Annotated in this window: 18 protein-coding genes; 7 read left to right on the forward strand and 11 right to left on the reverse strand. The window is 73.2% G+C overall.

Features of this window, described 5'->3' with window-relative positions:
- Positions 1 to 96 precede the first annotated feature (96 nt).
- From ACWGE1_RS30365 to tdh, 3 genes are all read right to left on the reverse strand, one after another.
- Positions 97 to 1,011: a LysR substrate-binding domain-containing protein gene (locus ACWGE1_RS30365; protein ID WP_453423667.1), complete on the reverse strand. Its 915-nt coding sequence runs from the start codon at positions 1,009 to 1,011 to the stop codon at positions 97 to 99.
- A gap of 30 nt (positions 1,012 to 1,041) precedes the next feature.
- Positions 1,042 to 2,250, reverse strand: a complete 1,209-nt coding sequence (locus ACWGE1_RS30370) for a glycine C-acetyltransferase (RefSeq protein ID WP_453423668.1) — start codon at positions 2,248 to 2,250, stop codon at positions 1,042 to 1,044.
- A gap of 155 nt (positions 2,251 to 2,405) precedes the next feature.
- Positions 2,406 to 3,434, reverse strand: a complete 1,029-nt coding sequence (gene tdh, locus ACWGE1_RS30375; RefSeq protein WP_453423669.1) for an L-threonine 3-dehydrogenase — start codon at positions 3,432 to 3,434, stop codon at positions 2,406 to 2,408.
- 211 nt (positions 3,435 to 3,645) lie between these two features.
- On the opposite strand from tdh, the gene ACWGE1_RS30380 reads away from it, so the two are divergent.
- Entirely contained in the window at positions 3,646 to 4,554 is a 909-nt protein-coding gene (locus ACWGE1_RS30380) for an alpha/beta hydrolase fold domain-containing protein (RefSeq protein WP_453423670.1), read from the forward strand.
- Between the two features lie 46 nt (positions 4,555 to 4,600).
- Here the strand turns inward: ACWGE1_RS30380 and ACWGE1_RS30385 are convergent, their stop codons facing one another.
- A complete protein-coding gene (locus ACWGE1_RS30385) occupies positions 4,601 to 5,338 on the reverse strand; it encodes a class I SAM-dependent methyltransferase (protein ID WP_453423671.1) in 738 nt (245 codons plus the stop codon).
- 111 nt (positions 5,339 to 5,449) lie between these two features.
- Positions 5,450 to 6,379: a LysR family transcriptional regulator gene (locus tag ACWGE1_RS30390; protein WP_453423672.1), complete on the reverse strand. Its 930-nt coding sequence runs from the start codon at positions 6,377 to 6,379 to the stop codon at positions 5,450 to 5,452.
- A gap of 177 nt (positions 6,380 to 6,556) precedes the next feature.
- On the opposite strand from ACWGE1_RS30390, the gene ACWGE1_RS30395 reads away from it, so the two are divergent.
- Together ACWGE1_RS30395 and ACWGE1_RS30400 are read left to right on the forward strand one after the other, a co-directional pair.
- A complete protein-coding gene (locus tag ACWGE1_RS30395) occupies positions 6,557 to 8,029 on the forward strand; it encodes an MFS transporter (RefSeq protein WP_453423673.1) in 1,473 nt (490 codons plus the stop codon).
- The gene (locus tag ACWGE1_RS30400) at positions 7,998 to 10,238 is read left to right on the forward strand and encodes a SpoIIE family protein phosphatase (RefSeq protein WP_453423674.1); all 2,241 of its coding nucleotides are present in this window, start codon (positions 7,998 to 8,000) and stop codon (positions 10,236 to 10,238) included. The genes ACWGE1_RS30395 and ACWGE1_RS30400 overlap by 32 nt, the downstream gene beginning before the upstream one ends.
- Positions 10,239 to 10,260: 22 nt before the next feature.
- On the opposite strand, the gene ACWGE1_RS30405 is transcribed toward ACWGE1_RS30400, so the two are convergent.
- From ACWGE1_RS30405 to ACWGE1_RS30415, 3 genes are all read right to left on the reverse strand, one after another.
- Entirely contained in the window at positions 10,261 to 12,051 is a 1,791-nt protein-coding gene (locus tag ACWGE1_RS30405) for a glycoside hydrolase family 15 protein (protein WP_453423675.1), read from the reverse strand.
- A gap of 64 nt (positions 12,052 to 12,115) precedes the next feature.
- Positions 12,116 to 14,638: a discoidin domain-containing protein gene (locus tag ACWGE1_RS30410; protein ID WP_453423676.1), complete on the reverse strand. Its 2,523-nt coding sequence runs from the start codon at positions 14,636 to 14,638 to the stop codon at positions 12,116 to 12,118.
- Between the two features lie 278 nt (positions 14,639 to 14,916).
- Positions 14,917 to 15,480 carry a DoxX family protein gene (locus ACWGE1_RS30415; RefSeq protein ID WP_453423677.1) on the reverse strand — a complete coding sequence of 188 codons (564 nt, stop codon included), beginning with the start codon at positions 15,478 to 15,480 and terminating at the stop codon, positions 14,917 to 14,919.
- A gap of 121 nt (positions 15,481 to 15,601) precedes the next feature.
- Between ACWGE1_RS30415 and ACWGE1_RS30420 the strand changes: the two genes are divergently transcribed.
- Positions 15,602 to 16,066, forward strand: a complete 465-nt coding sequence (locus ACWGE1_RS30420) for a MarR family winged helix-turn-helix transcriptional regulator (protein WP_453423678.1) — start codon at positions 15,602 to 15,604, stop codon at positions 16,064 to 16,066.
- 55 nt (positions 16,067 to 16,121) lie between these two features.
- Entirely contained in the window at positions 16,122 to 16,418 is a 297-nt protein-coding gene (locus ACWGE1_RS30425; protein ID WP_453423679.1) for a YkvA family protein, read from the forward strand.
- Position 16,419: 1 nt separating this feature from the next.
- Here the strand turns inward: ACWGE1_RS30425 and ACWGE1_RS30430 are convergent, their stop codons facing one another.
- The 3 genes from ACWGE1_RS30430 to ACWGE1_RS30440 all read right to left on the reverse strand — a co-directional run bounded on the left by ACWGE1_RS30430 (position 16,420) and on the right by ACWGE1_RS30440 (position 18,781).
- Positions 16,420 to 16,791: a VOC family protein gene (locus tag ACWGE1_RS30430; RefSeq protein WP_453423680.1), complete on the reverse strand. Its 372-nt coding sequence runs from the start codon at positions 16,789 to 16,791 to the stop codon at positions 16,420 to 16,422.
- An 87-nt stretch (positions 16,792 to 16,878) separates the two neighbouring features.
- Positions 16,879 to 17,514 carry an alpha-ketoglutarate-dependent dioxygenase AlkB gene (locus ACWGE1_RS30435; RefSeq protein ID WP_453423681.1) on the reverse strand — a complete coding sequence of 212 codons (636 nt, stop codon included), beginning with the start codon at positions 17,512 to 17,514 and terminating at the stop codon, positions 16,879 to 16,881.
- A gap of 52 nt (positions 17,515 to 17,566) precedes the next feature.
- On the reverse strand, positions 17,567 to 18,781 hold the full coding sequence (locus ACWGE1_RS30440; RefSeq protein WP_453423682.1) for an MFS transporter: 1,215 nt from the start codon (positions 18,779 to 18,781) through the stop codon (positions 17,567 to 17,569).
- 366 nt (positions 18,782 to 19,147) lie between these two features.
- Here ACWGE1_RS30440 and ACWGE1_RS30445 point away from each other — a divergent pair, with 366 nt between their 5' ends.
- Entirely contained in the window at positions 19,148 to 19,375 is a 228-nt protein-coding gene (locus tag ACWGE1_RS30445; RefSeq protein ID WP_189733983.1) for a CbtB domain-containing protein, read from the forward strand.
- A 12-nt stretch (positions 19,376 to 19,387) separates the two neighbouring features.
- Positions 19,388 to 20,224 carry a CbtA family protein gene (locus ACWGE1_RS30450; protein WP_453423683.1) on the forward strand — a complete coding sequence of 279 codons (837 nt, stop codon included), beginning with the start codon at positions 19,388 to 19,390 and terminating at the stop codon, positions 20,222 to 20,224.
- The last annotated feature ends 39 nt before the right edge of the window (positions 20,225 to 20,263 follow it).

A 20,263-nucleotide genomic window follows, 5' to 3' on the forward strand; every position in this document is an offset into this window, starting at 1 on the left:
CATACACATCCCTGATTCCGCCCCACCGAAACCCCGCCCACCCCGCCCGGAGCCCCCGCCCCGAAGCCCCCGCCCCCGAAGCCCCGCCCCTTCCCCTCAGTGCGTCGGCAAGCGCTCCGACTCCCTGACCAGGGCCGCGAGGACCGGGGCGATCAGGGGGTGGGTTTCGGCGCCCCGGCGGGTGGCCGCGAAGACGCGGCGGGTGGCCGCCGGGCCCGTGACCGGGCGGACCTGGACCTCCTTGAGGTCCATGCCCCGCAGGGCCGAGCGCGGTACGAGGGCCACTCCGGCCCCCGCGCCGACCAGCGCCGTCACCGCGCGGAAGTCGTCCGAGGAGTGCACGAATCGGGGCTGGAAGCCCGCCAGTTCGCAGGCGAGCAGCGTTACGTCGTGGCACGGGTTGCCGGGGTACTGGCCCACCCAGTCCGAGTCGGAGAGGTCAGCCAGCGAGACGGCCGGCAGGTCGGCCAGCGGATGCCCCGAGGGCAGGACCGCGTCGAAGGGTTCCGCGTACAGCCGGAGGACGGAGAGCCGCCCGTCGTCGGCGCCGGGTCCGCCCCGGTACTCGACCGCCAGCGCGAGGTCCGCCTCGCCGTCCAGCAGCAGCGGCAGGCTCTGGTCGCCCTCCGCGTCCCGTACCCGCAGCCGGATACCGGGCTGCTCCAGGGCGAGCCGGGCGATGGCCGGGGCCAGTACTTCCGCGATGCCCGTCGCGAAGGCGGCGACGGTGACCTCGCCCGCCGAACCGCCCGCGTACGCGGCGAGTTCGGCCTCCGCCCGCTCCAGCTGCGCGAGCACCTCGTGGGCGTGGCCGAGCAGGATCTCACCGGCGGCGGTGAGCCGTACGCCGCGCCCGCTGCGGGTGAGCAGCACGTGGCCCGTCTCCTGTTCCAGCGCCGCGAGCTGCTGGGAGACGGCCGAGGGGGTGAGGTACAGGGCTGCGGCCGCGGCGGTCACCGTACGGTGGTCCGCCACGGCCCGCAGGATGCGCAGCCGGCGGGGGTCGATCACCCCACCATTGTCTCAGGGAGCAGAGGTCCCTCAGGCCCCAGCGGTCTCCAGGGCTGCACGGGCGTCGATGAAGGCGGCCACCGCGCGCTCCACGTCGGCCGTCGAGTGGGCGGCGGAGAGCTGGACGCGGATGCGCGCCGCGCCCATCGGCACCACCGGGTAGGAGAAGCCGATGACGTACACGCCTCGCTCCAGGAGCAGCTCGGCCATCCTGGCCGCCTCCGCCGCGTCGCCGATCATGACCGGGGCGATGGCGTGGTCGCCGGGCAGGACCTCGAAGCCGGCCTCGGTCATCTTCGTGCGGAACAGGGCGGTGTTGGCGGCGAGGTGTTCGCGCAGGTCACCGGCGGACTCCAGCAGGTCGAGGACCTTGAGGGAGGCGGCCGCGATGACCGGGGCGAGGGAGTTGGAGAAGAGGTACGGGCGCGAGCGCTGGCGCAGCAGCTCCACGATCTCGGCGCGGGCCGCGACGTAGCCGCCGGAGGCACCGCCGAGGGCCTTGCCGAGGGTGCCGGTGATGATGTCGACGCGGTCCATGACGCCATGCAGTTCGGGGGTGCCGCGGCCGCCGGGGCCGACGAAGCCGACGGCGTGCGAGTCGTCGACCATGACCATGGCGTCGTAGCGGTCGGCGAGGTCGCAGATCTCCGCGAGCGGGGCGACGTAGCCGTCCATGGAGAAGACGCCGTCGGTGACGATCAGCTTGCGACGGGCGCCGCCCTCGGTGGCTTCCTTCAGCCGGGCTTCGAGCTCGGCGAGGTCGCGGTTGGCGTAGCGGAAGCGGCGGGCCTTGGAGAGGCGGATGCCGTCGATGATCGAGGCGTGGTTGAGGGCGTCGGAGATGACCGCGTCCTCGGCGCCGAGCAGGGTCTCGAAGACGCCGCCGTTGGCGTCGAAGCAGGAGGAGTAGAGGATCGTGTCCTCCTGGCCGAGGAAGGCCGAGAGCCGCGCCTCCAGCTCCTTGTGCACCTCCTGGGTGCCGCAGATGAAGCGGACGGAGGCCATTCCGTAGCCCCAGCGGTCCAGTGCGTCCTTCGCGGCGGCGACGACCTCGGGGTGGTCGGCCAGCCCCAGGTAGTTGTTGGCGCAGAAGTTGAGCACCTCGCCGGCGGTGCCGCCCGAGGTGACGGCGACGGCCGCGTTCTGCGGGGTGCCGATGACGCGCTCGGGCTTGTGCAGGCCGGCGGCACGGATCTCGTCGAGGGTGGAGCGCAGGTCCTCGCGGACGGTGTCGAACATGGTGCGGTTCTCCTTGTGCGGCGGAGGGCGACGAGGGAGGGGGGCCGGGCCCCGCGGAGGGGGGAGGGTGTGCGGGGCCCGGCCCTGGGGAGATGGTTCGGTGGGGCGTTGGTGCGGAGGTGCGGTGGGGCGAGGTGCGGTGGGGCGGAGGGCGGTTACGCCGTCCAGTCCAGGATGATCTTGCCGCTGCGGGCGGTGGACGCCTCGTCGAAGGCGGCCTCGAAGTCGCGGTGCGAGTAGCGGCCGGTGATGACCGGGCTGAGGTCGAGCCCGCCCTCCAGCAGCACGGTCATCGCGTACCAGGTCTCGAACATCTCGCGGCCGTAGATGCCCTTGATCGTGATCATCGAGGTGACGACCTTCGCCCAGTCCACCGGGAACTCCTGGGCGGGCAGGCCCAGCATGGCGATCCGCCCGCCGTGCGTCATGTTGTCGATCATGTCGCGCATGGCCTCGGCGCGGCCGGACATCTCCAGGCCGACGTCGAAGCCCTCGCGCAGGCCGAGCTTGGTCTGCGCCTCGGCGATCGAGGACTCGGCGACGTTGACGGCGAGGGTGGCGCCCGCCTTGCGGGCGATCTCCAGCCGCTCGGGGCTGACGTCGGTGATGACCACGTTGCGCGCGCCGGCGTGCTTCGCCACGGCCGCCGCCATGATCCCGATCGGGCCGGCGCCGGTGATCAGCACGTCCTCGCCGACCATCGGGAAGGACAGCGCCGTGTGCACGGCGTTGCCGAACGGGTCGAAGATCGCGGCGACGTCCAGGTCCACGGCGGTGCGGTGCACCCACACGTTCTGGGCGGGCAGGACCACGTACTCGGCGAAGGCGCCGTCGCGGCCGACCCCGAGCCCGATCGTGCTGCGGCACAGGTGGCGGCGGCCGGCCAGACAGTTGCGGCACTTGCCGCACACCAGGTGGCCCTCACCGCTGACGAGCGCGCCGACCTCGATGTCCTGGACGTCCGCGCCCAGCGCCGCGACCTCGCCGACGAACTCGTGACCGAGGACGAGGGGGGTCTTGACGGCGCCCTGCGCCCAGCCGTCCCAGGCGCGGATGTGCAGGTCGGTTCCGCAGATGCCGGTGCGCAGCACCTTGATCAGCACGTCGCCGGGGCCGTATTCGGGCTCGGGGACGTCCATGAGCCACAGGCCGGGTTCTGCCTTGTGCTTGACGAGTGCCTTCATGGGGTGGCTCCAGGCATGCGGAGGGGAACGCCGCGGGCGGGGGCCCGAACGGCGGCAGTGACGTGCACCAATCTGCCGATCGGCGCGGTGATCAGTCCATCGAGACTTTCTTAAGCGGGCCGACAGCGCAGCTTCACGCCTATGCTCCTCCCGTGACGGGGCCGGGGCCCGCGCCGGCGACGGCCGCGGGGGAAAAGGGGAGGTGAGGGGCGTGCCGAGTCTGCGCAGCAGGGCGCTGTCGGCGGCGCTGATCGCGGCGGGACGGCGAAGACGGTTCGCGAGCGCGGAGGCGGTCCGGACACGGGTGGCGCAGTCCGCCCGCCGGCCGGCCTCCCATCTGCCGCCGCGCCGGCTGGGGCGGGTCGCGGAGATCTCGCGGACCTTCGTCGGAGCCTGGCCGGTGTACGACGTCTCGCCGCTCGGGACGGAGCCCGCGGCCCACGTGCTGTACGTGCACGGCGGCGGCTACATCAACGAGCTGGTGCGCCCGCACTGGGCGCTGATCCGGACCCTGGTCACGCAGGCGCGGGCGCGGGTCGTCGTACCCGCGTACATCCTGGCTCCGCGCGGCACCGCCGACCGGACCGTCCCGGTCGCCGCCGACCTGCTGAGCGGTCTGATCGCGAGCGGCGGCTCCGGTGGGACGGTGCTCATCGGGGACTCGGCCGGGGCCGGGCTGGCGCTGGCGGCCGCGCAGCGGCTGCGCGACCGGGGCGGGGACCAGCCGTCCCGGATCGTGCTGATCTCGCCGTGGCTGGACCTGACCATGAGCCATCCGGACCAGGCGGCCCTCGAGGCGGCCGATCCGCTGCTGGCCCGGTCGGGGCTGCTGGAGGCCGGGCGGTTGTACGCCGGGACCCTGGCCGCCGACGATCCCCGGGTGAGCCCGCTGCACGGGGGCTTCGCCGGGCTGGCGCCGCTGACGGTGTTCACCGGTACCCGGGACGTGCTGACCACGGACAGCCGGGAGCTGCTGCGCCGGGCCCGTGCGGACGGCGCCGAGGTGGAGTTCCACGAGGAGGCGGGGCTGCCGCACGGGTACCCGCTGCTGCCCGTGCCGGAGGGGCGGGCGGCGCGCGAGCGGATCGTCGAGCTGATCGGCTCGACGGCGCAGGGCTGACGGCTCGGCTGCCACGGCAGGTCCTGGTCCCCGGGGACGGCGACTGCTAGGCCGTGCAGGTCATCAGTGAGCTGATCGGCCAGGCACGGTACGCCGTCCAGTACGCCTCGTCGCGTGCGGCGTCGGCGGGCGGGGTGCGGTTCGGCTGCCAGCCGACGGTGACGAAGCCCGCCTCGACGGCGGCCTCGGCGAGGTCGGCGTGTGCCCACTCGCGGAATTCGAAGGGCACCGGCGGCTCGGTCAGGAAGTGCGCCTTCAGCAGCGGTGCGTCGCCGTCCGGGACCCTGTCGAGGATGCGCACCCCGTACGGCGACCAGTCCACGCGCGGGAAGGCCCCCGCGTTGGGCACGATGGCGAGCAGGCGCCCGCCGGCGCGCAGGTTGGCGCGGACGGACCGGAACATCGCGTGCAGGGACCTGCGGTCGGGCGCGTAGCTGAAGACGTACGCGGCGGTCGCGAGGTCGAAGGGGCCCAGGTGGGGCAGGCCGGCGGCGTCGGCGACGTGGTATTCGACGTCCTTCCGGTCCTTCGTCGCCTCGTGCTCGCGGGCCTGCCGGATCATCTCCTCGGAGACGTCGACGCCGACGGTCCGCCGGGCCCCGCCGCGGGCCAGCAGCCGGGTGTTGTATCCGTATCCGCAGGCCAGGTCGAGGGCGTCGAGCCCGCGGACGCCCCCGAGGGCGTCGAGGGCTCCGTGCAGGGTGTAGGTGTCGGCCGCGGAGAAGGCCGCCGTGCTCGTGGACTCGGCGTAGCGCTCGCCGATGGTGTCGTACTGGAACCGCATGCTCTGCCTTCCGGGGGCCTGCCGGGGGTGGATGCTGCGATCGTGCCCCGCGGCAGGTGCGGGGGCCGGTCCGCACACCCGTGCGTCCCCCGGACGAGGGAAGCGGTCGGCCTATCGCGGGGGCCGGGAACGCTCCGGGCGAGCGGGGATCAGCTCGCGGGCGCAGGCGCGCAGCCAGGCGTGCGCCGGGTCGGCGTCGTGGCGCGGGTGCCAGGCCATTCCGAAGGGCAGGGGCGGCAGGGCCAGCGGTATCTCGAAGGCCTCCAGCCCGAGCGCGGCGGCGAGCGGCTCCACCTGGCTGGTCATCAGTCCGACGAGGTCGCTCTCGCGCAGGACGAACAGGGAGGCGGGGAAGGTTCCCACGCTGCCGACCACGCGCCGGGACAGCCCCTGCTCGGCGAGGGCGGCGTCCACCGGACCTTCGAGGCGGCCGCGCCGCGAAGCGGTCAGGTGGTCGGCCGCGGCGAAGCGGCGCACCGTGACGGGGCCGCGGAGCAGCGGGTGGCCGCGGCGTACGACGCCCAGCATGCGCTCCTCGGCGAGGTGCTCGACGCGCACTTCGGGGGAACGGGTGTCGACGACGCCGAGTTCCAGGTCGGCGACGCCTTCGCGCAGCGCGGGGACGTCCACGTGGCTCTCCGGGAGGAAGCGCAGCCTCACCCCCGGCGCCTCGCGGGTCACCCGGGTGAAGAGGGTGGCCCCGTACACGGCGGTGAAGGCGTCGTTGGCCAGCACGGTGAAGGTGCGGGTGAGCGTGGGCAGGTCCACCTCGGCGCCGGTGAGGAAGAGGGCGCGGGCCCGTTCCACGACCGCGCGGACCTCGCCCTGCACGGCGAGCGCGTGCGGGGTGGGCACCATGACGCGGCCGGCCCGGACCAGGACCGGGTCGCCGAGGGCCTTGCGGATCCGGCCGAGGGTCCGGCTCATGGCGGGCTCGGACAGGTGCATGCGGGCCGCCGCCCGGGACACGCTCGCCTCCTCCAGGAGGACGTCCAGAGCGACGAGGAGATTCAGATCCAGCCCGGATTGCGTCACGCGCACAGGTCCCTTGCACAACTTGCACTGGAAAGCAGGTCGGTCCAACCCTACGGTGAACCACGGGTGATGGCCCGCGCCGGCCCCGGCCGGCCGCCCGGCCATGCCCCCTCTTCCCTTCTCTTCCCTTCTCTTCCCTTCTCTTCCCTTCCGCCGTACCGCCACCGACTCCGAGGAGGAGCCGTGCTCCGCCATGCCGTCACGCAGGGTCCCGCCGTCCCCGCGCCCTCCCTCACCCGGCCCGCCCTGCTCGTCCTGTGCGCCTGCGTACTGGTGGCCCAGGGGATGGTCGCCGCCGTCAACCTGCTGATCCCGCAGCTCGCCGCGTCCGACCTGCATCCGGATCCCGGCGAGCTGCTGTGGTCGGTGGACGCGTACGTCATCGTCTTCGCGGCGCTGCTGATCCCCGCCGGGGCGCTCGGCGACCGGTACGGCCGCAAGGGCGCCCTGCTCGCCGGGCTCGGCCTGTTCGCCGCGGGCGGGGCCGCCAGCGCGCTCGCCCAGGTCCCGGCCGTGCTGATCGCCGGGCGCGGCGTGTGCGGGGCGGGCGCGGCTCTGATCATGCCCGCCACCATGTCCGTCCTGGTCCATCTGAGTCCGCCCGAGCGCCGCGGCCGCGCCCTGGCCACCTGGACGCTGTCCGCGGGCCTCGGGGGCCTGGCGGGCAATGTCGGCGGCGGCCTGGCCGGGGAGTTCCTGACCTGGCGGGCCCTGTTCTGGGCCGTCGTCCCGCTCGCCGCGCTGCTCGCTCTCGCGGTCGCCCGTGCGGTCCCCCGTACTCCGTCGCAGCCCGGCGCTGCCGTCGACCCCCTCGGCGCGGCGCTGCTCGCGGGCGCGCTGCTCGCGGTGGTCTACGGGATCATCGAGGGGCCCGCGTACGGCTGGGCCTCGGCGCAGGTGCTGACCGCCTTCGGTGCGGGTGCCGCCCTGCTCGGTGCGTTCACCGGCCATGCCCTGCGCACGGCCCGCCCGCTGCTGGACCCGCGGATCTTCCGCTCGCGCAGGTTGCGCGCCGGGACGCTCGGCATCGGCACCGGCTTCTTCGGGCTCTTCGCCCTGTTCTTCGTCAATGCCCAGTACCTGCAGTACGCGAAGGGCTTCTCCCCCGCCCAGACCGGCTTCGCGATCGTCCCGCTCACCGTCGGCATGGCCCTCGTGCCCCGGTTCGGTGCCCGGCTCCAGGAGCGCACCGGGCCCCGGCTGCCGGTCGGGGCGGGGCTCGGCCTGATCGGGGCGGGTCTGCTGCTGGTCTCCACCGCCGACGCGGGCACCCCGTACCCGTTGTACGCGCTCTACCTGCTGGTGCTGTCCGTGGGTACGGGCCTGTCCGCGCCCTCGCTGACGCTGACCGTGGTCGCCGAGCTTCCCTCCCACCAGGCCGGGCTCGGCTCGGGGCTGAACACCGCGGCCCGGGAGATCGGCGCCGCCCTCGGCGTCGCGGTGGTCGGCACGGTGCTGGCCTCGCACTTCCAGGGGGACCCGAGGGATCCGGCACAGATCGCCGCCTTCACCGACGCGATGGGGACCGCGCTGCGCACGGTGGCCGTGGTGCTGTTGTGCGCGGCGGCCGCGGTGGTGGCCGGCTACCGGGCCCCGGAGCGGCCCGGGCACGGTCGCGGCCGGGATGCAGGGGCCGCCGCCGAGGGCGCATCCTGACTGTGTGATCGCGAGAGCGGACAGCGGCGGTCCCGCCCCCGATGCCACGGCCCGGGCGGTCAGCCGGGCCGCCGTGCGTGCCGTGGAGGCCGTCGGCGGGTACGCGGGCGGGGTCTACCTGCGCTCGTCGACCACCGGTCTGCTCCTGCTGGCCGTGTTCACCGGCTTGCCGCTGCAGCTGTTCCGGCCCTGGTGGCGGATGCAGGTGAACCGCCCGTACCCGGTTTCCGAGACCTACCGCTCCGGTCAGGCCGTGCACCTGCCCGACGCGGAGTCGTCGATGAGCCGCTTCCCGCAGCTGGTGGCCGGGCTGCCCTTCCCGTTCGCCTCGTTGTACGAGCCCGTCACCGCCGGGACGGACCGGTTCGGCGTGCTGCTGGTGCTGCGCGAGGCGACCCCGGGCATCCCGGTCGGGACGGAGGACCGCGAACGGCTGCGGCAGGCCGCGCAGGAGCTGGCCGCCGACCTCGCCGCGCTCTCGGCGGCCGGTGCTCCGGTGCTGTGGGAGGGCGACCCGGTGAGCGTGCCGGCGCCGCCCCCCGAGGCCGGGGCCGAGGGCGCCCGCAGGGCCGTGGACCGGCTCGCCCAGGCGGTGCTCTCCCTGGACCGGCAGGGGCGGATCGGCTACGTGAACACCGCGGCGCAGGAGCTCCTCGGTCTCGGCCGTACGCAGCTGCAGGGGCGGCTGCTGTGGGAGGCGCTGCCCTGGCTCGGGCACGCCGCCTACGAGGACCACTTCCGGGCGGGCTTCATGTCCGGCGAGCCGGTGCACTTTCCGGCCCGGCGCGGCCCGCACGCGCCCGGGCAGTGGATGTCGGTGGACCTGTACCCCGCGGTCGACGGGGTGACCATGACCCTGGGCACCTCGGCGAAACCCGCCTACGCGTCCACGCCGCAGGCCCGGCGGGACGCGCTCGCGGAGGCAGAGGCGCAGACGCAGACGGAGACGGGCGCGGGTGCGGACGCGGACGCGGACCTCGATGCGGCCGCCGACGAGGCCTCGGCGCTGTACCGGCCGGTGGCCCTCGCGATCGCGCTGACGGAGGCGGTCACGGCTCGACAGGTGTCGGCGGTGGTCACCGAGGAGCTGCTGCCGGCCTTCGGCGGCCGCCAGCTGGCCATCTACCTGCTCGACGAGCGGCATCTGCACCTGGCCTGGGAGACCGGTTTCCCGCAGGGCTTCCTCGACCGGTTCGACGGGGTCGCTCTCGACGTCCGGCTGCCGGGCGTGGAGACGCTGACCTCCGGCCGGCCGCTGTTCTTCGACTCGATGCAACACCTGGCCGCCGCCTATCCCGGCATTCCGCTGGACGCCGATGTCGGCGCCCGCGCCTTCCTGCCGCTGATCGCGTCCGGCCGGCCGGTCGGCTCGTGCATCCTCGGCTTCGACTCGCCCCGCGGCTTCAGCGCGGAGGACCGTACGGTGCTCACCGCGCTGGCGGGTCTGATCGCGCACGCCCTGGCGCGGGCCCGGCGCTACGACAGCGAGACGGCGCTCGCCCGCGGCCTGCAGGCCGCCCTGCTGCCGCACCGGCTGCCGGTGCGGCACAACGTGGCCACGGTGGGCCGCTACCTCCCCGGCACCTCGGGCATGGACGTCGGCGGCGACTGGTACGACGTCGTCGAGACCGGCACCGGCCTGCTGGCCCTGGTCATCGGGGACGTCCAGGGTCACGGTGTGGCGGCCGCGGCGACCATGGGCCAGCTGCGCAGTGCGGTACGGGCCTTCGCGCTCAGCGGAAGCACACCCGAGCAGGTGGTGGCCGGCACCAACCAGCTGCTCATCGACCTGGATCCGGGCCAGTTCGCGAGCTGCTGCTACATGCTGCTGGACCCGGCGACGGGCTCCGTCACGGCCGCCCGGGCCGGGCACCCCCAGCCGCTGCTGCGCCACCCGGACGGCCGGACCGAGGTCCTGGACCTGGCGGGCGGGGTGGTGCTCGGCGTCGACCCCGAGGCCTCGTACCCGGTCACGGAGCTGCGGCTGACGACGGGCTCGGTGCTCGCCCTGTACACGGACGGGCTGGTGGAGACGCCGGGCACCGACATCGACACGGGGGTGGAGCGGCTGCGGACGGCCCTGGCGGCGGCCCGGCCGTCCCCGCTGACCGAGACCGCCGACCGGCTGATCAGCGAGGCGGGCAACACCGCCGACCGGCCGGACGACATCGCCCTGCTGCTGGCCTCCCGGACGGGCGCGGGCGGGTAGGGCCGGTCCCGCTGCCGCAGCGTCAGCCGATGTCGGCGCCCGCCAGGGTGAGCGCGGTGTTCACGAGGCCGACGTGGCTGAACGCCTGCGGGAAGTTGCCGAGTTGGCGTCCGGCCAGGGGGTCGTACTCCTCCGCGAGCAGGCCCACGTCGTTGCGTACCGACAGCAGCCGCTCGAACAGGGCGCGGGCCTCCTCCCGCCGGCCCGTCATGTGCAGGGCGTCGGTCAGCCAGAACGAGCAGGCCAGGAAGGCTCCTTCGTCGCCGGGCAGCCCGTCGACGGTGGAACCGGCGGTGCTGTAGCGGCGGACCAGTCCGCTGCTGCCGAGTTCGGCGCGCACCGCGTCGACCGTGCCGATGACCCGGGGGTCGTCCGGCGGCAGGAATCCGACCCTGGGGATGAGCAGGGTCGCCGCGTCGAGTTCGGCGGAGCCGTAGTACTGGGTGAAGGTGCCCCGCTCGGGGTCGTAGCCGTTGTCGCACACGTCGCGGTGCACCTCGTCGCGCATGGCGCGCCAGCGTTCCACCTCGCCGGGCAGGGAGGGGTCGCTCTCCAGGGTGCGCACGGCGCGGTCGGCCGCGACCCACGCCATCACCTTGGAGTGGACGAAGTGCCGGCGGGGGCCGCGCACCTCCCACAGGCCCTCGTCGGGCCGGTGCCAGTTGCGTTCCAGGAAGTCGAGGAGCGCGAGCTGGATCCGCCAGGCGTGGCGTTCGGAGGGCAGCCCGGCGGACCTGGCCAGGTAGAGGGAGTCGATGACCTCCCCGTACACGTCCAGCTGGAGCTGGTCGACGGCCGCGTTCCCGACGCGGACGGGGGCGGAGGAGGCGTAGCCGCTCAGCCAGGGCAGTTCGCTCTCGGGGATCCGCCGCTCCCCGGCGATGCCGTACATGATCTGGAGGTCGGCGGGGTCACCGGCGACCGCGCGCAGCAGCCACTCGCGCCAGGCCCGGGCCTCGTCGAGGAAGCCGGTGGTCAGGAGCGAGCCGAGGGTGAGGGTGGAGTCCCGCAGCCAGCAGTAGCGGTAGTCCCAGTTGCGGACGCCGCCCATCTCCTCGGGCAGGGAGGTGGTGGCCGCGGCGACGATGCCGCCGGTCGGGGCGTAGGTGAGGGCCTTGAGGGTGATCAGGGAGCGGGTCACCGCCTCCTGGTAGGGGCCCTCGTAGCGGCATTGGGCGGTCCACTCCCGCCAGTCGGCGAGGCTCTGCTCCAGTGCGTCGAAGGGGTCGCACGGCTCGGGGCGCGGCTGGTGCGAGGGATGCCAGGTCAGTACGAAGGCGACGCGCCGGCCGGCGGTGACCGGGAACTGGGAGCAGGTGCTGTTCTCCTCGCCCCAGGTGCGGACCGGTGGTTCGCTGCGGAACCAGGCGGAGTCGGGCCCGGCGACAGCGACCCGGTCGCCGTCGCTGCGGCGCACCCAGGGCACGACGTGGCCGTAGTCGAAGCGCAGGCGCAGGGTGCTGCGCATCCTGACCGTGCCGCTGATGCCCTCGACGACGCGGATGACGTCGGGGGCGATCTCGCGCTGCGGCATGAAGTCGGTGACCTTGACGGTGCCGGTCGGGGTCTCCCAGTACGACTCCAGGATCAGCGAGCCGTCGATGTAGGCGCGGCGGGTGCAGGGCTCGCCGTCGGCGGCGTCGAGCGGGGCGATCCGCCAGTGGCCATTCTCCTTGTCGCCGAGGAGTTTGGCGAAGCAGGCCGCCGAGTCGAAGCGCGGCAGGCACAGCCAGTCGATGGACCCGTCGCGGCCGACCAGACCGCTGGTCATCAGGTCGCCGATGAGTGCGTAGTCTTCGATGGGTTGTGTCATTTGTGCGCTATTCCCCTGAATGTCCGGGGCCAATCAGCTCAGGCCCCGGACACCGCTCACGGGGTCAGGAGATGGTGATGAACTGACCGGTGCTCGGCACCCCCTGGGCGTCGAGCGCGAAGAGCATGTACGTCCCCGGCAGCACCACACCCGTGTCGGCGGGGATGGACACCGTGTAGGTGCCGCCTCCCGCGGGCGTGGACACCAGGGGTACCCGGCGCTGGTCGTTGTCGGTGGAGTGGGTCGCGGCCGCGGCCCGCATCAGGACGAAGGACGCCACCGGGCTCTGGGTGCTCACCGCGAGCGAGGCACCGGGGGCCGCCCTGGGGGGCACGCCCGCGGTGATGACGGGACGCGGCTTCGGCGATCCGTCCGCGTTGAGCAGGTACGGCGGAGTGAAGACGGCCCCGTCGGCGTGGTTGGTCGCACAGTCGCCGCACAGGCCCCCGCCGCCGGAGAAGATCCGCCCGTCGGGCAGCAGGTTGGCCACGCTGTGGTAGTTGCGCGGGACCGCCATGGTGGCGAGCGGGGTGAACTTCCCGGTCGCCGGGTCCCACAGCTCGGGGGTCAGGACGGAGGTGGCGTCGCTGAACGGCACCGGGTAGGCCTGGCCGCCGAAGACGGCCACCTTGCCGTCGGGCAGGACCACGCTGTTGCTGAAGGCACGGGCATGTTCCATGTCGCCTGTTCGGGCGGCCTGGACCTGGCTGCCGGAGATGCCGACGGTGTAGGCGCGCTGGGTGGCAGGGGTGTCCTGGTAGGCGGGCGAGCCGCCGAGGGTGAGCAGCTTGCCGATGTCGTAGGCGACGGCGTTGCCGGTCATGGCGTCCTGGCTGTCGGCCCGGGGGCCGGCAGGGGTGATGCTGCCGCGGCCGCTGGTGGAGATCCAGTTCATCTGCTTGCTCGGGCCCAGCTGCAGCACCTTGCCGCCCGAAGTGGCGTGCAGCCACATGTGGTTGTCGGCGCGGTAGGGTCCGGCCGGGTCGGCCGTCAGCGCCGGGGCGGCGGGGACGCCGGGGAGGCTGCGCCAGGTGCGGGTGTCCGGCGACCAGACCTCGCCGGCCTTGTCGGTGCCCGTGGCTCCGCTCCAGGATCCGCCCAGGACGAAGGCCTCGCCGGTGGAGAGCAGGGTCATGGCCTGGTAGCCGCGGGCGATGTTCATGCTCGTGGTGGCGGACCAGCTGTCGTTGGCCGGGTCGTAGATGCTCGCCTTCTCCGCGTTGCTCCCGCCGGTGACCAGCACACGGCCGTCGGCGAGCATGGCGATGCCGGGGCAGAACATGTCGTGACCGGTGTTGTCGATGCGGCGCTGGGTGACCTTGCCGGTCTTCAGGTCCAGGATCGCGGTCTGGGTGTAGCCGTTGCTGCCGCCGAAGCGGTCCACGGCGTACGCGGACCAGGCGAGCAGCTTGTCGCCCGGCAGCACGGCGGTGGCCACCGGCACCAGGGGGAATCCGGTGACCCGGCCCCAGGAGCCGTGCACGGCCGGGCTGGCCGGTCCGCTCAGGCGTATCTCGGAGGCCGAGGTCCACGGGCCGCGGCCGCCGGCCTCGCTGGTCACGGTCAGCCGTACGAAGCGGGCGGTTTCGGCGCGGGTGAAGGTGGCGGTCTTGACGGTGTCGTCGTCGCGCCAGGTGCCCGCCGCCACCGGCGTCCCGTAGGTGGAGCCGTCGGTGCTGGTGGCGATGGTGTACGCCCCCGCGCGCCCGTTGGGCCCGTCGGGGCGGGGGTGGTAGACGAGGGCGGAGACGACCGCCGTGCGGTGCATGTCGATGGTGATGACGTGCGGCAGCGGAGCGGGGGTACCGGACCACTTGCTGTGCCAGATGGTGCTGCTGTTGCCGTCGAGGACATTGGCGGCGCGGCCGTTCTCGCTGCCGGTCTCCTCGTCGCTCGCCGAGGCCGTCCATCCGGTGCGGGGCAGGTCGATGGTGGCTGCCGGGGTGCCCGGGTCGCCGAGCAGGTCGATCTCCGCCGCGGAGGACCAGGGTCCGCGGCCGCCGGCCTCGCTGAGCGCGGTCAGCCGGACGAACCGGGCGCCCTGCGGGGCGAACCCGAGGGTCTTGGCGCCGGCGTCGTCCGCGAGGGTGCCGGTGGCGACCGGGCTCGCCCAGTTCTGCCCGTCGGCGCTGACACTGATGCTGTACTCACCGACGCGTCCGTTGGGCCCGTCGGCGCGGGGACGGTAGACGAGGGCGGAGACGACCGCCGTGCGGTGCATGTCAATGGTGATGACGTGCGGCAGCGGAGCGGGGGTACCCGTCCACTTGCTGTGCCAGATGGTGCTGGTGTTGCCGTCGAGGACGTTGGCCGCGCGGCCGTTCTCGCCGGCGGTCTCCTCGTCGCTCGCCGTGGCCGTCCATCCGGTCCGGTCGAGGACCGGGGCCGCCGGCTCCATCGCGTTCGCCGGGGCGATGCCGTGGTGCGGCGACTGTTTCGCCGTCTGCTGGTCGACGGGCACGGGTGCGGGTCGGGGGGTCGGTGCGCGGCCGGCGGCTGCCGTGCTCGTGACACCGATCCACGGGATCAGGCCGATCAGCAGCGAGCCGAGGCCGAAGGCTATGAGCAGGTGGGAACGGCGTAACACGCGGTGAAAGGCGAGGAAGCGCCTGGACTGCAATCTGACCTCCTGGGGCGAACTGATGTGCCCCGTAGAACATAGGTGAGTGCAGCAATAACTCGCCTGGAGTCAAGGAGAGTTGGCGTAAACCCGCATGCCCGGTCGGCATATGCGGACGCCGGGTGGGGCGCAGTGGCCCACCCGGCGTCGGACAGCGCGAAACCCCGGTCACTCAGGTCGCATCAGCCGCATCAGTCGCTCCCGCAGCTCTGGTCGCCCTGTTCGCTCTGGTCGCGTCAGCCTCGTCAGTCGCGGACGAGGAGCAGTACGACGGCGAGGACCACACCGAGGGCGACGGCGAGGGCGCCGTGCGCGAGACGGTGGCTCCGCAGCACGGGCAGGAAGCGGTCGACGGCGTAGCGCCCGGGGCCGGTGAGGGCGAGGGCGGCGGCGCCCGCGGTCAGCAGCAGTTCGTACTCGATGCCCTTCGGGGCGAAGAAGGCGCCGGCGCCGTGGACGGCGATCGCATTGATGAGGGTGCCGACGATGGCCGCACCGGCGAGCGGCGTGAGCAGTCCGAGGACCAGGCCGAGGCCGCCGAGGGTCTCGGTGAGGCCGGCGAGGACGGCCATGGCGTCACCGGCGGGGTAGCCGCTGGCGGTGAAGAACTGACCGGTGCCGCTGATGCCGCCGCCCCCGAACCAGCCGAAGAGCTTCTGCGAGCCGTGCGCGGCCATGGTCAGACCGAGGACGAGGCGCAGGAGCAGCAGGCCGGCGTCGTGGCCCGGGGTGGAGAGGACGGCGGGCCGGGGGTGCGCGGCCGCGGAGGCGGCCTGCGGCTTCGTCGCGGTGGCGGAGGGGCTGGTCATCGAGGGGGGTCCTTCCGGTCGGGCGGCCCGGGGAGGCAGGGGAGAGTTGTTCAAATTCGAACCGCTAGACCCCGACCCTAACCACTGATTCAAATTGGAACAACCCGTGTAGTCTGAAGCCATGGCTGAACCGAGATGGCTGGACGACCGCGAGATGCGCGCCTGGAGCGGTTTCCTGGCCGCATCGGCCCTGGTGAACCGCCGTCTCGACCAACAGCTCAAGGACGACTCCGGGCTCTCGCACCCCCAGTACGAGATCCTCGTACGGCTCGCCGCGGCGCCCGGGCGCGAGCTGCGGATGACCGAGCTCGCCAACGGCCTGATCAACTCCAAGAGCGGGCTGACCTACCAGGTCACCCAGATGGAGAAGGCCGGGCTGGTCCGCCGCCGCAGCTGCCCTTCCGACGTGCGCGGCGTCTTCGCCGTCCTCACCGACGCGGGCAGCGCCAAGCTGGAGGAGGCCGCCCCGGGGCACGTGGCGACGGTCCGGGAGATCCTCGTCGACGTCCTGACCCCCGGGCAGCTCGACGCGCTCGCCGACGGGCTGGGCGAGGTCGGCCGCCGGCTGCGCGGAGAGGGCGCCTGAGTGGCCAGGACCGCCGATGGGGTATCGCGGCCCGATTTCGGGGTATAGGGCCGCCATGGACGGAAAGGTCTGGCTCACCCTCGGCGTGATCATCGCGGTGGGGCTCGCGATCGCCGCGGCCGTGCTCCTGGTACGGGTCTTCGCGGCCCGGCGGCTGCTGCTCGACGCGGGCATCCCGCTGCACGACAAGGCCCTGTTCTGGGTCGCCGTCGCCTACACCGTCTCGCCGGTGGACCTGGTTCCGGACCCGGTGTACCTGGACGACATCGGGTTCCTGCTGCTGGCGCTGCGCTCGCTGCACGCGGCGGCCGGGGCGATCCGCCCCACGAAGGAGCCCGGCGCCGCCGCCTGAGTCAGACGTGCTGGTCGAAGAGGACCGGATTGCCGTCCGGGTCGACCACGAGGAAGCTGCCCGGACCCGACCCCGACTCGTCGACCTCCGTCAGGAACGGCACACCCCGCGCCTTCAGCTGCCGCTGCACCTCCCGGATGTCGGTGAACGCCCCGAGCGCGCTCGCGCTGCTGTCCCAGCCCGGGTTGAAGGTCAGCATGTTCCTCTCGAACATGCCCACGAACAGCCCGATCACGACATCGCCGTTCTTGAGGATCAGCCAGCCCTGCTCGGGGTCCCCACCGAAGGCGGCGAATCCGAGGTTCTCGTAGAACGCCCGGGAGGCGTCGAGGTCGCGGACGGTGAGACTCACGGAGAAGGCACCCAGATCCATGCGCTCCAGCCTGGCCGCCCCCGGATCGGGCCGCAACCGCGCCGCCCGCGGGCGGCGGCGGGCGGGAAACGGGAGGCCGGCGGGAGGTCAGCGGACGTCGTGGGGCCGGAACTGGATGCTGATGCGGGGGCCGACGGCCCGCGCCGACTTGGGTACGGCGTGCTCCATGGTCCGCTGGCAGGAGCCGCCCATGACCACGAGGTCCCCGTGCCCCAGGGGCAGCCGCAGCAGGGTGGCACCGCCGTCGCGGGGGCGGAGGGCGAGATCGCGAGGATCTCCGACGGAGACGATGGCCACCATGGTGTCCTCGGTCGACGAGCGGCCGGTCCGGTCGCCGTGCCAGGCGACGCTGTCGCGGCCGTCGCGGTACAGGCACAGACCCGCGGTGGTGAACGGCTCGCCGAGCTCGTCGGCGTAGTGGCCGCTCAGCACCTCACGGGCCTCCGTGAGCGAGGCGTGGGGCAGGGGCTCGTCCGCGGCGTAGAAGGCGAGCAGCCGGGGCACGTCCACCTCCCGCTCGTACATCTGCCGCCGCTCGGCGCGCCAGGGCACGTCGGCGGCCAGCCGCTCGAAGAGCGCGTCGGCGCCGCTCAGCCAGCCGGGCAGGTGATCGACCCAGGCCCCGGCCCCGAGGTCGGTCCGCCGCATGCCGCCGAGGGGGCCGAGCCGGATCTCGTCGCCCTGGTCGAAGAGGGAACCCTGAAGGCCCTGGACTGCGTGCATGGACCCAGCCTAACCCCATGAACCGAACAGATGCTCGAATAACTCGCCCGACTCAGGCCGTCAGCGCCCCCGGCCCCGTGCGGCGGGACGGTCGGCACAGGACCGTGACGGCCACCGAGACCCCGGCGGCGACGGCGATCGCGGTGCCCGGGGCCAGGTACTGGGCCAGGCCGCCGACGATCACGGCGCCGAGGCCCTGCCAGGTCATCCGGCCCGCCGACTCGACCCCCTGCACCTGGCCGCGGATCCTCTCGGGGGTGTGGGCGAGGAGTTCTTCCTGCAGGGGCAGGGTGGCCGCGAAGCCTGCACCGGCGAGGAACACCGCGACCGCCGCGACCGCGACGGGCGGCTGGACGGCGAACAGCAGGAAGGGCGCCGCGAGCAGCAGCCGCAGGGCGAAGGCGCAACGCCGCCGCCGGGCGGCGGTGAGCAGTCGGCCGACGGTCAGGTCCCCGAGGAGCATGCCCGCCGATCCGGCGGCGAGGAAGGTACCCGCGTGGCCGGGGTCGTAGGAGATGAACAGGGCCTCGCAGCCGACGATCAGACCGTTGGGGATCCACAGGTTCAGCAGCAGCATCCGGCGGCCGGGGTGGGAGAACAGTTCGGCGTTCGTCGACCAGGTCCGGCGCAGCCCGGGTCGCCGGGTGAGCCGGACCGAGCGCTCCCGGACGGTGGTCGCCACCACGGCCGCCCCGAGCGCGGTCAGGGCCGCGGCGACGGCGAAGACCCCCTGCGGGCTCAGGTGGCGCAGCAGTACGGCGCCGATGGCGTACCCGGCGATCGCCGTACCGCCCGAGGTGATGTTCATCAGCGAACGGGCGGGCGCGTAGGCGGAGGTGGGTACGACTTCGGCGAGCAGCCCCAGTCGCGCGCCGGTTCCGAGGGACTGGAGGAAGCCGAGCGCCAGCAGCAGGGCGAACCGGGCCACGAGCGGCAGTCCCGGGGCCGCCTGGGCTGCGACACCGGCCAGCGAGGCGAGTTGGAGCAGGAGGAGGGTGCGCCGGGGCCGTTCGCCGTCCGCGACCGACATCAGCGTCAGCGCGCCGAGGACCGTCGCGAACGTGGCGCCGTACATGCTCACGGCCGTCAGGAAGGGGGAACCGGTCTGCCGGTTGACCAGGGTGCCGAGGGCGAAGCCGGACAAAGTGCTCGCGGCGACGGTGAGGGTGAAGCTGACGTGGAGACCGCTGAACTCCTTGTTGCGGAGCAGGTCCCGGTAGCCGGTGGAAGGTGTGGCGCAAGGGCTGGTGGACTGGCGTGAAGGCATGAAAAAAGCCTCCGGAGACACGCACGGGGTGCGCACACCGAAGGCCGACGCGGTGATTCTAGCAGTCCTGCAGGTCCAGTTGGTGGACACCTCGGGTCCCGCGGGATCCGCCGGATCGGCATTACCGCAGCGTAGGCGTGTGATCAGGAACTCACGGTCTTGGCCGCAGGCGCTGCGCGCGGTACCGTCACGGCGACATTTCCACATAGCGACGACGGCGAGACGGAAGTCCGGTGTGAATCCGGCATGGTCGCGCCACTGTGTGCTGCGGCGGCACCCCTTGGGTGGCGGCGTGGCGAGTCAGACCCGAGGACCGTCGTCCTGCACCACCGTATGGGACGCGTTGTTCCCCGAGGAGGTTCCATCATGGCCGAGGCTCTCGCTTCCGCTGCCGTATCCACCCCCGCCGGCTCCCTGTCGGCTCCGCTGCCCGTGCGCGCGGTGCTGCCCTGGGCACTCTTCGTCGGTCTCCTGATGCTCGTCGCCCTCTACTTCGTCGGCGCCGAACAGGGCGCCACGGCCGTGTTCGCCGGCGAGGGCGTGCACGAGTGGGTGCACGACGGTCGTCATCTGCTCGGCTTCCCCTGCCACTGAGAGGCCACGCACATGTACGCCTCTACTGTCAGAGGTCTTCTGGTCCGCGGCATGCTCGCGGGCCTGATAGCCGGACTGTTCGCCTTCGCCGTCGCCTACGTGGTGGGTGAGCCCCCGGTACGGGGTTCCATCGCCGTGGAGGAGGCACAGGCCGCCAAGGACGCCGCGAGCGCCCCGAGCGCCCACGCCGGGCACGGCGGTGACGCCACGTCGGGCGAAGCCGCCGAGGAGGAGGAAGAGCTCGTCAGCCGGCCGGTCCAGTCGACCGTCGGCCTGGCCACCGGTGTCCTCGTCTACGGGGTCGCGCTGGGCGGCATCGCCTCGCTCGCGTTCTCGTTCGCCCTCGGCCGTGTCGGCGGGTTCAGCCCGCGGGCCACGGCGGCGCTCACCGCCGCGGCCGCCTTCGGCACGGTCTACCTGGTGCCGTTCCTGAAGTACCCGGCCACCCCGCCGGCGGTCGGCAACCCGGACACGATCGGTCAGCGGACCACGCTGTTCTTCCTGATGATCCTGCTCAGCGTGCTGCTCGGCGTCGGCGCGATCATCCTCGGGCGACGGCTGGCACCGCGCCTGGGCAACTGGAACGCGACGCTGGCCGCGAGCGGTGGCTTCATCGTCGCCGCCGCCCTGGCGTTCGTGTTCCTGCCGGACAACAGCGATGCGGTCCAGCCCGGTTTCCCCGCCGCCCTGCTGTGGGAGTTCCGGGTCGCCTCGCTGGCCGTCCAGCTCGTGCTGTGGACGGTATTCGGCATCGTCTTCGGCGTCCTCGCCCAGCGGCTCCTGGCCGCGCGCGCCGAGGGCGCGGAAGTGACGGCTCCGGCTCAGCAGGAGGCGCCCGCGCTCGGCTGACGCCACCCGCGACGCCTGTGCCCGGGCCCCGCCGACCCC

Source organism: Streptomyces sp. NPDC054932 (genome assembly GCF_053610205.1).